The organism is Nicoliella lavandulae (assembly GCF_037546185.1).
Classification (GTDB): Bacteria; Bacillota; Bacilli; order Lactobacillales; family Lactobacillaceae; genus Nicoliella; species Nicoliella lavandulae.
This window is the reverse complement of sequence record NZ_JAWMWH010000003.1, coordinates 355,987-369,009: the sequence shown is the minus strand read 5'-3', so window position 1 is coordinate 369,009 and position 13,023 is coordinate 355,987. Positions and strand designations below refer to the sequence as shown.

Genomic DNA, 13,023 nt, shown 5'->3' with positions numbered 1-13,023 from the left:
AGTGGTGATAACTATCAAAATAATTGATAAGATTGCTGATTCGTTTTCTAAATACTCTAATATTATTAAGCGAATTTACGTTGTATTGATTTTAGCGTTCGTTGTATATTCAATTCATTCGATCATTGAGCAAATTTCTTGGCATAAATTAGTTCGTGCCAGTCATTTACTATCGGCGGGTAGTTTTGTTGCCTTACTTATATTAGGCGCATTAGCCATTGTACCAATGATGATCTATGACTTTACCTATACTCGTAAAGCTAAAATGGACATCTCAATGCCAGAGTTGATCACTAGTAGTTATGTGATCAATACATTCACTAATATTGGTGGCTCTGGTGGGTTAGTCGGAGCTAGTTTACGTATTTTTCTATTCGGGAACGTTAATGAAAATAATAAAGAAACGGCTAAGATCGTGACGCAAATTGCGTTGTTCACGATGACCGGATTAGTCGTTAATGATATTGCTGCGATTTTGTTAAACATTGATCGGTTTGGCGCTGAGCCAATTTGGATTAAAACGGTTTGTTTATTATTTCCATTGTATTTACTGGTACCGTTCGTAGCTAAGAATGATACATTAAATCGACGTGATTTATTTCATTTGTTGATTGGTTCAACATTGGAATGGGTTTGTTGTTTAGCATTTTTCATTAGTATTGGCTTTTTTATGCACATTCACTTTGATGTAAGAGCTGCATACCTTGGCTTGATCTTCGCTGGAATTGTAGGAGCAATGTCACTAATTCCAGGTGGAATTGGATCATTTGAAGTCGCATTGACCTTTGGGCTAGAAAAGGCAGGCATTTCTGCTGATATCATTGTGATTTGGGCATTGATCTATCGGATTTGCTATTACTTTGTTCCATTTATAATTGGAATGATCATGTTATTAGTTAAATACTTAAGACGGCGCAACCATGCCTGAGAATAATCATTAAAGCAGAACTGACCAGTTCTGCTTTTTAATTTGCGTTAATTGATTGAATAAATTATAATGACGATTGTAAATATAATTAAATAATCACTAGGGGAGCTTTAATTAGCTGAGAATTAGACCCTTGGAACTTGAATCTGGTTAGGACCAGCGCAAGGAAGTGGACAGTTGATCGATCATTACTATGATTATGATAATGAAGGGCCCTTCTTTGCGAAGGACCCTTTTTGTGATTAAAAGGAGCAATTTATATAGTAATGAAAAAAGAAATTCAAGCAGTTATTGATGATGTTGATAACCACAAAGATCAATTATTAACACTATTAAGTCAGCTAGTGGCATTTCCCACACCAGCCCCTCCTGGCCGTAATACTGATAATGCCCAGTCGTTCGTGGTCAATTATTTAAAACAACTAGGGTTTGATATTGACCAATGGGATTTATATCCCCATGATTCAATCGTTGTTGGGACAAAAACCAATGCCAATAGTGAGCGATATCAAAGTCTAATTCTAAATGGGCATATGGATGTTGCGTCAATACAACCAGATGAAAAGTGGCATTCTGATCCATTTAAAATGTTAGTTAAGGCTGGGCGTGCTTATGGCCGTGGCGTTGCAGATATGAAGGGCGCATTAGCAGCGATGTTAATGGCCTTTCAATTATTGCATGATGCTCAAGTTGCACTACCCGGTGAACTAAAATTTGAATCAGTGATTGGTGAAGAAAGTGGTGAAGCTGGGACACGCGCTGCAATTGAACGTGGTCATCATGCTGACTTTGCCATTGTTGGTGACATTAGTGACTTTCACATTCAAGGGCAAGGTGGCGTGATCACGGGATGGATTACAATCAAAAGTGACCAGACATTTCATGATGCCACTAGGCGCCAAATGATGAATGCAGGCGGTCATTTAAGAGTAGCTAGTGCCATTGAAAAGATGATGAAGGTCATCAGTGGATTGAACGATTTAGAGCGGGATTGGGCAGTTAATAAGAGTTACCCTGGCGTAGCCCCTGGTTCTGATACGATTAATCCAGCGGTGATTGAAGGTGGACGAAATGCTGCTTTTATCGCAGATGAATGTCGACTATGGGTAACAGTACACTTTTATCCGAATGAAGATTACCATGCGGTAATTAAAGAGGTTGAAACGCATATTAATAACGTTGCGATGGCTGATCCATGGCTTAAGGATCATTTACCAATTTATAAGTGGGGCGGTAAATCAATGGTAGAGGAGCGCGGTGAAGTCTTTCCAGCACTGGATTTAGATTCATCTTCACGACCAGTTAAGCTTTTAGATACTGCCCACTATCAAGTGACAGGTCAAAAGCCAATCGTGGATGTTTCACCAAGTGTTACTGATGGTGGTTGGTTTGGCAATGCTAACATCCCAGCTGCTATTTACGGTCCAGGGACGATTGATGAAGCCCATTCCGTTGATGAATCGATTCAAGTTGATGATTTAATTGAATATACGAAGGTATTAATGCAATTCATGTTCGAATGGCTTAATACCAAGCGAGGAGAATCAGATTAATGCAATTTAGTGACCAATTGATAACAGAATTAAAACCAGTCTGGCAAGCTAATCATAACCACCCGTTTGTCAAAGAGCTAGCAGCTGGCACATTACCGGTTAGTAAGTTTAAGTTTTATATGGTCCAGGATTATTTATATTTAATCGATTATGCAAAGTTATTTGCATTAGGAGCAGCAAAGGCCAATGATCTAGCCGTTGAAGCCAAATTTGCTGAATTGCTAAGTGAAACGCTAAATACTGAGATGGCATTGCACCGTCAATACGCGCAGCAATTTGACATTAGTGAAGCAGAATTAACGAATGCTGAGCCGACACCCACGACCCTCAGCTATACCAATTACATGCTATCAGTCGCACAAAGTGGGGGCTTGGATAAGGTTCTAGTTGCGCTATTGCCATGCATGTGGAGCTATAATCAGATTGGTAAGCAATTAGTGGGTACGCCCGGAGCTAATCACCCGTTATATGCAAATTGGGTTGAAATGTATAGCGATGATGACTATACAGCATTAACGGATTGGACGATTGGATTATTGAATCAAGTGGCAGCTGGGAAAAATGAATTTGAGATCAAAGAATTGACCAATATCTTTTTGAACACCACCCGTTATGAATACTTGTTTTGGACAATGGCCTATGATCACCAAACTTGGCCGACCATTAAATAAAAAAAACGGTGCTAAGCAAATTATTGCTTAGCATCGTTTTTAGTTTGACTATCTGATTTTGAACTTGATTTATTATCGCTAGAAAACGATTTGATTTTTGCATCAATCATCCCTTCAACGTCCTTACGACTAACTGGCCGATGATTTTGAACGAATTGATTGGTGCGTTTGATTACGTGATCACTTTCATCCGGATGGGCAAACACATAATCGAACCAGGCCCATAATGAAAGATAGGCAATTAATGAAAAGACCGCGACTAGTGCATGGTTGTTGTTTACGACCGTTTCTAAAGTAAAAATGACCCCTAGAATTAATAATACCATTCTTACGTTACGGGTTTTTAATACATCAATGAAATAGTCATTAGCAAAGTAGTATGTACATAACCATGTAATGAACCAAATTAAGTTAATAATGGCTAGGTCAACTAATACCCAGATACCAGTAGTAGATGCCTTACTAGCGTTAAGGGCATCTGCCATCTTAGTGATGATAGCTGGCATTACTAAGAGTAACTCAATGATTAATACGATTAATGTAATGATCAAGCGTGCACTTTTCGGGGTATACTTATCCTTTTTATCCATCTTTAAGCCTCCCTTCAAGAAATACTACTAGATAAGAATAGCACATTTTAATCGTTCACGCACTTAGAAACCATATTATAAATAATAAGTTATAAGTAATTTGTTATATAATTGACAGCATCTGCTATAATAATAAAAAAGATCAGACATGGGGGGACGTTAATGGCAAATGAACGAAATTCAATGCGTTTTCGAGTTTTGGCACTGTTACTAGGGTTGTTTATTGATGCCTATGGCAATAGTTTAACGATTATGACGAATAATGGAAATGGTATCTGGACAGCAGTAGCGGTCGACTTTAATTTACTATTTGGAATTGCGATTCCATGGACCTTATTTGGGTTTGGAATCTTGAATATTATTATTAACCAAGTGTTAATTCGGCGTTTTGACCTATGGCGAATTGGTAGTGGGATTGTTTATATGGTCTTTTTCAGTTATTTTATTGATGTCTTTAACCGCATGAACGTTGCACTAGGGATTACTAGAGTGAATACCGTTGTTAGTCTATTATTATCATTGCTAGGGGTCTTATTAATCGGGATTGCCATTTCTATGTATCAACGAGCTAATATTTTAATGCATCCCAATGATGATACGACTAACATATTGAGGTTCAAATACTTCCATGGTAGTGCAATTAAAGCTCAATTTACGGACATGGGGGTCATTGCAATTCTGATCATAATCTGTTCATTATACTTACATCGAATTGATGCCATTGGAATCATCACAGTTGTTGGATTTTTATTATTAGGTCCAATTATTCAAATCTCAGATAAATTAGTTCTGCCCAAGTTAAAACATAACTTCAGTCAAAATGATGACATATAAAAAGACTTTCTAGCCGATGCACTGCACCCCAAAGTTTGTACAAAACTTTGGGGTGTTTTTTTGTGTCTAAATATAAAGTAGAAGATAAATTAAATGTAATTAACGCATACCTAAACGGTATGGGATCGCAAATGGTGGCTAGAAACTTTGGAGTTAAAAGTAGAAATACTGTTTTATGTTGGGTTAAGAGTTACAAAAAACATGGACTAAATGGTCTTAAAAAAAGAAAGAATATAATCGAATACTCTACCAAAGAGAAACAATATATATTAAACTGGATGAAAACGACTAAATCATCTTATCCAGAGGCAGCTTATCATTTTAATATTCCTTCTCCATCAACTATCTGGACTTGGGAAAAACGACTAGAGCAAAAAGGTATTGATGGTTTATTGTCCCGAAGGGAAAGAAAAGCCATGACAAAAAGGAAAACTAACAAAGCCGAATCAAACAATACTAATACCGATAAAGAAAAATTGAAGAAGATTGAAGAAGAAAATTTAATGTTGAGAATAGAGAATGACTTCTTAAAAAAATTGAGGGCCTTAGACGACGAAGAAGACCAGAAGTAATTATTAAAATAATCGACGAACTAAGGCTGAAATACCATACCACTAAAACATTAATACTAAAGGCATTAAGGATATCTAGAAGTACTTATTATTATATTAGATCAATCCAAAATAAGCCTGATAAGCACGCTGAAATCGCTAAAATTATCAAGGATATTAAAGATAAAAATAAATCCTACGGATATAGAAGAGTGTGTTTAGAATTAACTAATCGTGGATACCGTGTTAACCACAAACTAGTATTAAAGATAATGAAAAAGAATAATTTACTATCTTCATCATATTCAAGAAAAACACGTAAGTATAATTCCTATCGTGGTCAGGTTGGAAAACTTAAATCAAATCAATTAAATCGAAGATTTAATACTGACAGACCATATCAAAAGCTCTGTACTGATATCAGTGAATTCAGATATGGAAATTGTGATATTAATCATCGTATTTATCTTTCACCTATTATGGATTTATTTTCTGGTGAAATAATATCCTATAACATTAGCAGCCATCCAAATATGAACTGTGTTATGAAACCGTTGAAAGAAGTTATTCAATTAGTTAAGGATTTACCATACAGAACGACAATTCATAGTGATCAGGGAGCTCAGTATCAAAGTCATATCTGGCAAAAAGAGCTTAAGAAGAATAAGATATTTCAAAGTATGTCCCGTAAGGGGAATTGTATAGATAACTCACCTATGGAATCATTTTTCCATATTATGAAAGCTGAAATCATGGACTGTAATTATGACTTTAAAGAAGATTTAATGTCGTCAATGAAAATATGGATTGATTATTACAATAATCATCGTATTAAAACAAAACTAGGCGGAAAGTCACCGGTTCAATACCGGAAACTTTCCGCCTAGGAAAAACAATATAATAATGTACAACTTTTGGGGTGCACATCACGAAAGTCTTTTTTAGTGGTTGAACCAGTGTTTAAATGCAATGGCATTAATGAGTAAATCTAATGCCAACCAGTCAAGTTTTGCAGCATACTTAGGTAATTCATCACGTTCAATTAATGTATTAACGGGTTCATCAATGTTATTAATATCATCGATGATTGCGTTAGGGGTGATTTGGTTATTGAAGTACTGTCTTAACGTTACATATTCAGATAGGTTCGCTTTATTATCCTTAGGCGTTAAATGAAGGAGCTCAACATTTTGTAAGTTTAAGTCTTCATCAAAGTCGTTAAGCGCTGCTTGATACTCAGGTAGTAATTTAGTATTTAATGCATTGATATATGCTGTAATCAATTCTTGATCGCTAGGACTGAATTGGTCACGATTGTCTTTATTATCCCATAACTCTAAAAAACGAATATATAAATTAATTTCTTCAGTATAGTAATTGCGAGTGGCCGGATCTTGTTCAGCCTTGTTTAATAATGATTTGACCTTGGCTAGTGCTGATTGTTCAGGTTCCAATGGAATCATCCTTTCTTGGTTGAATTAATCGATGGATAGGTGTTATCACTACCACATTAATAATATCATGTTTTGTGGTAATCGATAAAAATTTCTACTTAATTTCAAAAAAATAAAAATTTAATCAATGTTTAGCGAATATATATATTAACGGAGGTGCTAAGCATATGTTTAATCAAAATCAATCAATTCAGCACAAAAAGAAATTAAAGAAAGTCAAGAAACGATGGATCGTAGTGAGTTCAGTAGTGATGGCCTTAGTCGGTGGGGGATATTTAACTAATCAATCGTTACCAACTGTTTCCGCAGATACAATCAATACAACTCAAACGGTGCGGGTTGCTAATCAAGCCGAATTATTGGCAGCATTGCAGGATGAATCGGTCAATCGAATTAAGGTAACTCAAGATATTGATGTAAGTCTGGATTCACTTCGAGTGCGGATCGCAGGTCGAGCAATGACCATTGATTTAAATCAACATACAGTTAATTTAAATCAAGTTCAATTAAGGCTCAGTCAAACGGCGAATAATTATAACATTTTAATTCAAAATGGAACCTTAAAGGGAACCAGTCAAGCGGGAATGATTACACAAGATAGTGGCAGCACGAATCAAGTTACACTTGAATTAAGTGCTGTATCAGTGGTGGGAAGTGAGATTAGTGGTGGGGATGCAATTATAGTAACTCACCATGAATCAGCGCCTAACAGTAATGAATCAACACCAGCTAGTAGTTCAGAAACAGCTAGTAGTGTCGCAAGTGATCAACCCAGTTCTAGTTCGGCCACTTCAGCTGAGGAATCAAAAACATCAACTGAAGTACCTGTAGTTAGTGACACTAGTAGCGCCACGGATCAAAGTGTAACGAATAGTAATACTAGTGAACCCAAGTCAGAGGCTAGTAGCGCAAATGATAGTGATGGTAGTTCAGCTACCAGTGTGAATAGTGCTAATTCAAATGTTGCCAATTCAAACCCGACTTTAACCAGTAGTCAGGCAACCCACAGCAGTGCTAGGGTTGGAACTGCTATTGCAACTAATGCTAACAATAATAGGGTAACCCCGTTATTTATTCCAAGCTACCCAGTTGCTACGACTCACTCGCAATTAAATCGTGAATCATCAGTTGTACCTAATAATTTTAGTGCGGCTACCAATTCTGCAAGTAATTCAACTACTGCTAACAGCGCTGCCACTTCTAGTAGTATAAATAACAGTTCTAGTCATCATAGTGTCGATTCCACTAGCGTTACTAATAGTGTTAGTAATGATACGGCTAAACCAGTTAATAATATGGTAGGCACAAAGCAATCAAAGCCTAAAAAGGTGGTTAAGCGAACTAACAAGGTTAAATATCTAAAACTTAAAAAAATGAAGGGCAAATTAAAGGTTACCTTATACCGAGATTTTAAGTTGACCAAAAAGATGAATGGTAAGCTAGTAGCAGGAAAGCAGTATCGATTAATTAGTAAGAAATTAAATCGGAATGGTAAATTAGTTTATCAAATTAAGGCTGGCTATTTAGTTGGCAGTAAACAACACATTAAGCTAATGAAATAAGCTTAAATTCCAGATATTTTATCTGGAAATACATATTTAGTATTAATTTACTTTAACTAATAAAACAAAAATAAAAAAAGAGGTTGACGAAATAAAAAATATCAGCTATTATATACATTGTTGTTTTGATATTTAATCAAACAGATTTCGGAGGGGTAGCGAAGTCTGGCTAAACGCGGCGGACTGTAAATCCGCTCCTTCGGGTTCGGTGGTTCGAATCCACTCCCCTCCATTGATTATAGGGATATAGTTCAAGGGCAGAATACCGGTCTCCAAAACCGTTGATGTGGGTTCGATTCCTACTATCCCTGTAATATGATGATTTGGCGGTATTGGTGAAGTGGTTAACACATCGGTTTGTGGATCCGACACGCGTGGGTTCGATTCCCACATACCGCCCTCGAGTTGTTAGCTTAATTGTAAAGCCCTGGACTCTTTATCCAGGAGATGGTGGTTCATATCCATCACAACTCATATTATTGGGCTATAGCCAAGTGGTAAGGCAACGGGTTTTGATCCCGTGATGCGCTGGTTCGAACCCAGCTAGCCCAATCACTAAAGCGACTAACATAACATGTTGGTCGCTTTTTCTGTATAATAAACTAAAATGCAATAAAAAGGATAATTTACATATGATTGAGAAATTAAAGAAATTACTAATGAATATCGTTATGTACGTTGGCATCTTTGTGCTATTTATTTTAGCACCGCTATTCATTCTACATTTAATTTATCCAATGGAAAAATCAGCGGATGTTTGGATTACATTCTTAGGAAGCTACTTAGGTTCAATTGTAGCGGTTATTGGAACTGTTATTGTAACTAGGATGCAAATTAAAACTGAACGATTAGATAGTTTAAATAACTCGTTATTTATTGAAAGATATCAAATGTTAAATTCATTGCTCAGTGATCTATATCGAATTAAGAACGATACTTTGGATTACTCTAGAAAGGTTAAAGTTATTAAGCGCTATATTAAGAATAATAATAAGATTGAGGGGATTAAACGCTATACCCAAAATTTTTTAGATGACTTTGATGTTGATCAGTTTGCTAGTTTTTATAATTACTCTAAAAATCGATTAATGTCTATGGACTTATCTGAAAGTGATTATAATAATATTGATCAAATTATTACTAATTTATTCAATGATAATAAGAAACTACTTATGACGTATCGTGATTTAAGTTCAACATTTAGACAAAAGGGCGATGAACCTAAAGAAGACATTGATTTAGATTCAATGATTGATTCATTATCATTAGAAGGGCAAAATTTAAGAATTACAATTAAGCATCTAGACCAGTTGGATCAAGATATCCAACAAATTATAAAGGATAGTCGTGATACAATCATTCGGTAGTTTCAATCAAAATAAAAGGAAAGGCCTTAGTTATGTTTTAACTGAGGCCTTTCCTTTTATTTTATTATATTTTAATTACTGCTACTGGTTACGTTTGAACTGCTACTGTTATCACTAGCAGCATCCCTCAATATATTATACGCAGCCAACAGTTGGCCATTAGCAATTTCGTTTCTCAATGCCTGATTATTAGCATTAAACCAGGCACTTTGCGCCTGCAATAAATATTCCTGCGGAATATCATTTTGAGTTGCAATTTGATTAAATAATGATTCATTATTAGCGGCACGTTGTAATTCACTTAGTGGGGTGGTTTGAATGATTTTAATAACTTGCGGTTTAACTTCGCTTGGTAAACGTTTTGCAGCAATTTTTTCACCTTGGGTTTTGATGACTTTATCAAGAGCCGTATCAGTTTTACGTTGTGTATTTTTTAATTCACTGACTTGGTGATTAACTTGAACAATCCCCCATACTAAAAGAATGGCAATAATCGCCATAATCCAGCGTCCATAGTGATGTTTCTTTTTACATCCATTGGTTAATTGATTATTTGCATTATCTAACTGTTGATTATCATTAGGATTCGATTTTGAGTGTCGATCATATCGTTCAACTCGCGTTTCTGGTTCATTATTGTTCATTTTAATTCTCCTTATTTTAATATGTATTTATCCTACCATTAAATTAAGGTAAGTTGAATTATTCTTGGTAATTTTTATAAAATAATAATTGAATTATAATATTATATGCCATATAATATATGACATATAATATTAAAGAGGCGATAATATGGCAATTAAAATTAGTACGGATTTGTTGGATGGATGCGTACTAGGAATCTTGAGTAGAAACGATTTATATGGATACGAGTTAACTAAGTTAGTTCAAAATTCCATATCAGTATCAAATTCAACTATGTATCCAGTAATGCGTCGTTTAAAATCAGAAGGCTTAGTCATTACTTATGATCAACCGTATAAGGGTCGTAATCGACGTTATTATCAAATTACAGATGCAGGCCGTAAACAGTTATCAGTATTAAGAACAGATTGGATCAAATTCCAGATTGGGATTAATAACTTAATGGGAAGGGATTAGAATGAATAGATATATTGAAGAGTTAAGCACTTATTTGAAGCGTTTAGACCCAGTTGATTTAGAAGATAGTATTGATTACTATTCAAATTACTTAGAAGACGGAGGATTTACTACATACAATGATTGTGTTACTGAGCTAGGAACGCCCAAGTCATTAGCAAATAAGATATTAGCAGATGATTCAATTAACACTATTGACGGTAGCCGAATGGATAATAAACGAAATCATAATTCCACTTTAAGTATCTGGCTAATTATTGCAGCAATTGCTGGATCGCCGCTTTGGCTGCCATTAGCATTTGGCGCTTTAATGGTGATTTTTGGAATGATTGTTACAGCAATTGCATTAGTTGTTAGTATCTTATTAGTTGTCTTTTCCGGCTTTATATCTTCGATAATAATTTTTGGCTGGGCATTAATACATTTATCTACTAACTTTATGCTTAGTCTACTGTTGATTGGTGTCAGTATGATATCCTTCGGAATCGTCTTGTTGTTAATTCCATTTATTATTAAATTTTCAAAGCGATTAATTCATTGGATTCAAAAAACGAGTATCTGGTTTTACCAAAAAACAGTAAAGAGAAATAATGCTGAAAAGAAGCGGGGCTAATTATGAAAAGAATTAAATATACAGGGATTCTATTGATTATAATCGGGTTTATTATTTCTATTTTTAGTTTTACTCAAGTGAAAGATAAGTTTAGTAGTATAAATCAGCTTATACAATCAATCCAGCAAGAATCCTATGGAAAGACATACGAAAAGCGTTTGAGTCATTTTAACCAAATTCAAGTTAATAGTGATATGGATGTTCAAGTTAAGTATGGGAATCGCTTTAAAGTTATTGGCGTAGATGCTAAAAATCATCAAACTGATTATCATGTTGAAAATAATAAGTTAATTATAAATGGTAAAAAGCACGAATCATTATTTAGTAACTTTAAGTTGATCGACTTTGGTGATGCGGAATATAATGCAAAAATTACGATTGTCATCCCTAAAGATACCAAACTAACTAGTTACCAACAAAATAATTCTGCATATGACTTGACGATGGATGGAATTGTACTTAGCAACAAACTAGCGTTAAATAACATTGATGATGTTAATTTAAATCATGTTACAGCAGATGGATTAAGTCTTTATACTAGTGATGGTGATATCAATATTAAAAATAGTCGTTTTAAGCAATCAGCAAGTGACTTGCATACTGATGATGGTGATATCTCGGTTAGTGACAGCCAGTTTAAACAACTTGACTTATCTTCTGATGATGGCGATTTAAGAATAAATAACAACATTATTAATGATGGTAGTAGCAGAGTTAATATAGATGACGGTGATATTATATTAAGCACTAATAACTGGAATACTTTATCACTCAGTAGTTCTGATGGAGATGTATCATTTAAACACCAGATTATCAAGCATAATTTGGATGCAAAAACCGAAGATGGGGATATTAGAGGAACCGTGAAATTAAGTGATTACGCAAAGATTACATCTAACACTCAAGACGGTGATGTAAGAATCCCAAGTAAGCTAAATCAACAAATGAAGACAAGTAAAAATTACTCATTCCATACAGACGATGGGGATATTGATATTTCTGAATATTAACAAAATAAAGAAGCGGAAGAAATGCATTTCTTCCGCTTCTTAGCTATAATGGAATTATTAACAAATTGGAGGTTTTCTAACATGGACTTAGATGCACATACAAATAATATTGAGTTTAATCAAGCTACACGCTCCGATTTACCGTACATTGTTGATGTTTATAATGAATCAATTCCTGGCCGAATGGCAACTGCTGATCTAGAACCCATCTCAGTGGGGGAACGAGTAGAATGGTTCAAACAACATGAACCTAATCATCGACCACTATTAATCATTAACTACGATGGTGATCGAGCTGGCTGGTTGAGCTTAAGTAGCTTTTATGGAAGACCTGCTTATGATGAAACAGTTGAAATTAGTATTTACATTGATAATAACTTCCAACACAGGGGATTAGGGAATGCTGCGGTTAACCACGCTGAAAAAGCAGCCGCTCGAATTGGTGTTAAAAACATTTTAGCATTTATCTTTGCTCATAATACACCTAGTCTACACTTGTTCGAAAAGAATGGTTATGAACAATGGGGGCATTTACCAGATGTTGCATTAATGGACGGTAAACAAAGAAGTTTGAATATTTTAGGCAAACGAATTGCAGATTGAGGTTAATTAATGAAAAGTCAGCTAGCTGCTTGGTTATTTTTACTAATCATTACAATTTTATATTGGTGCTTGATTTTATTGCATCGGAATAAAAAGCAGCGTAAGGATAATGTTTTAATGGCAATTGCAATGTCAGTTGCAGTGTTAATCTTTGGAGTTATCATTATAATTTAAAAAACAGATACC

Annotated in this window: 16 protein-coding genes, 5 tRNA genes and 1 riboswitch; of the genes, 18 read left to right on the top strand and 3 right to left on the bottom strand. The window is 35.0% G+C overall.

Annotated features, from left to right (window positions below; translation table 11 throughout):
* The first annotated feature begins 1 nt into the window (after position 1).
* From R4146_RS08435 to tenA, 3 genes are all read left to right on the top strand, one after another.
* Entirely contained in the window at positions 2-928 is a 927-nt protein-coding gene (locus R4146_RS08435; RefSeq protein WP_339961004.1) for a lysylphosphatidylglycerol synthase domain-containing protein, read from the top strand.
* A 91-nt stretch (positions 929-1,019) separates the two neighbouring features.
* A riboswitch (TPP riboswitch) is annotated at positions 1,020-1,113 on the top strand.
* A gap of 81 nt (positions 1,114-1,194) precedes the next feature.
* Positions 1,195-2,481, top strand: a complete 1,287-nt coding sequence (locus R4146_RS08430) for an acetylornithine deacetylase (RefSeq protein ID WP_339961003.1) — start codon at positions 1,195-1,197, stop codon at positions 2,479-2,481.
* Positions 2,481-3,152 (top strand): thiaminase II, encoded by a 672-nt coding sequence (gene tenA, locus R4146_RS08425; RefSeq protein WP_339961002.1) that lies wholly within the window; start codon positions 2,481-2,483, stop codon positions 3,150-3,152. The genes R4146_RS08430 and tenA overlap by 1 nt, the downstream gene beginning before the upstream one ends.
* A gap of 20 nt (positions 3,153-3,172) precedes the next feature.
* On the opposite strand, the gene R4146_RS08420 is transcribed toward tenA, so the two are convergent.
* Positions 3,173-3,742 (bottom strand): hypothetical protein, encoded by a 570-nt coding sequence (locus R4146_RS08420; protein ID WP_339961001.1) that lies wholly within the window; start codon positions 3,740-3,742, stop codon positions 3,173-3,175.
* Between the two features lie 162 nt (positions 3,743-3,904).
* Here R4146_RS08420 and R4146_RS08415 point away from each other — a divergent pair, with 162 nt between their 5' ends.
* From R4146_RS08415 to R4146_RS08405, 3 genes are all read left to right on the top strand, one after another.
* Positions 3,905-4,576 carry a DUF6198 family protein gene (locus R4146_RS08415; protein WP_339961000.1) on the top strand — a complete coding sequence of 224 codons (672 nt, stop codon included), beginning with the start codon at positions 3,905-3,907 and terminating at the stop codon, positions 4,574-4,576.
* 62 nt (positions 4,577-4,638) lie between these two features.
* Entirely contained in the window at positions 4,639-5,148 is a 510-nt protein-coding gene (locus R4146_RS08410; protein WP_339959675.1) for a helix-turn-helix domain-containing protein, read from the top strand.
* Complete coding sequence (locus R4146_RS08405) at positions 5,112-6,014, top strand: IS3 family transposase (protein ID WP_339960653.1); 903 nt, start codon at positions 5,112-5,114, stop codon at positions 6,012-6,014. Before R4146_RS08410 ends, R4146_RS08405 begins: the two co-directional genes overlap by 37 nt.
* Positions 6,015-6,068: 54 nt before the next feature.
* On the opposite strand, the gene R4146_RS08400 is transcribed toward R4146_RS08405, so the two are convergent.
* Complete coding sequence (locus R4146_RS08400; protein WP_339960999.1) at positions 6,069-6,581, bottom strand: hypothetical protein; 513 nt, start codon at positions 6,579-6,581, stop codon at positions 6,069-6,071.
* A 167-nt stretch (positions 6,582-6,748) separates the two neighbouring features.
* Between R4146_RS08400 and R4146_RS08395 the strand changes: the two genes are divergently transcribed.
* From R4146_RS08395 to R4146_RS08365, 7 genes are all read left to right on the top strand, one after another.
* Entirely contained in the window at positions 6,749-8,143 is a 1,395-nt protein-coding gene (locus R4146_RS08395) for a pectate lyase-like adhesive domain-containing protein (protein WP_339960998.1), read from the top strand.
* Positions 8,144-8,292: 149 nt separating this feature from the next.
* Positions 8,293-8,375: transfer RNA gene (locus R4146_RS08390), tRNA-Tyr, on the top strand.
* Positions 8,376-8,383: 8 nt separating this feature from the next.
* Positions 8,384-8,454 (top strand) — tRNA-Trp (locus R4146_RS08385).
* 15 nt (positions 8,455-8,469) lie between these two features.
* Positions 8,470-8,542, top strand: a tRNA-His gene (locus tag R4146_RS08380).
* A 3-nt stretch (positions 8,543-8,545) separates the two neighbouring features.
* A tRNA-Lys gene (locus R4146_RS08375) sits at positions 8,546-8,617 on the top strand.
* Between the two features lie 6 nt (positions 8,618-8,623).
* Positions 8,624-8,695 (top strand) — tRNA-Gln (locus R4146_RS08370).
* An 80-nt stretch (positions 8,696-8,775) separates the two neighbouring features.
* The gene (locus R4146_RS08365; RefSeq protein ID WP_339960997.1) at positions 8,776-9,510 is read left to right on the top strand and encodes a hypothetical protein; all 735 of its coding nucleotides are present in this window, start codon (positions 8,776-8,778) and stop codon (positions 9,508-9,510) included.
* 71 nt (positions 9,511-9,581) lie between these two features.
* On the opposite strand, the gene R4146_RS08360 is transcribed toward R4146_RS08365, so the two are convergent.
* Complete coding sequence (locus R4146_RS08360) at positions 9,582-10,154, bottom strand: hypothetical protein (RefSeq protein WP_339960996.1); 573 nt, start codon at positions 10,152-10,154, stop codon at positions 9,582-9,584.
* Positions 10,155-10,302: 148 nt separating this feature from the next.
* Between R4146_RS08360 and R4146_RS08355 the strand changes: the two genes are divergently transcribed.
* The 5 genes from R4146_RS08355 to R4146_RS08335 all read left to right on the top strand — a co-directional run bounded on the left by R4146_RS08355 (position 10,303) and on the right by R4146_RS08335 (position 13,011).
* Entirely contained in the window at positions 10,303-10,611 is a 309-nt protein-coding gene (locus R4146_RS08355) for a PadR family transcriptional regulator (RefSeq protein WP_339960995.1), read from the top strand.
* 1 nt (position 10,612) lies between these two features.
* On the top strand, positions 10,613-11,224 hold the full coding sequence (locus R4146_RS08350) for a DUF1700 domain-containing protein (protein ID WP_339960994.1): 612 nt from the start codon (positions 10,613-10,615) through the stop codon (positions 11,222-11,224).
* A 2-nt stretch (positions 11,225-11,226) separates the two neighbouring features.
* A complete protein-coding gene (locus R4146_RS08345) occupies positions 11,227-12,234 on the top strand; it encodes a DUF4097 family beta strand repeat-containing protein (RefSeq protein ID WP_339960993.1) in 1,008 nt (335 codons plus the stop codon).
* A gap of 81 nt (positions 12,235-12,315) precedes the next feature.
* Positions 12,316-12,837: a GNAT family N-acetyltransferase gene (locus tag R4146_RS08340; protein ID WP_339960992.1), complete on the top strand. Its 522-nt coding sequence runs from the start codon at positions 12,316-12,318 to the stop codon at positions 12,835-12,837.
* A gap of 9 nt (positions 12,838-12,846) precedes the next feature.
* Entirely contained in the window at positions 12,847-13,011 is a 165-nt protein-coding gene (locus tag R4146_RS08335) for a hypothetical protein (protein WP_339960991.1), read from the top strand.
* The last annotated feature ends 12 nt before the right edge of the window (positions 13,012-13,023 follow it).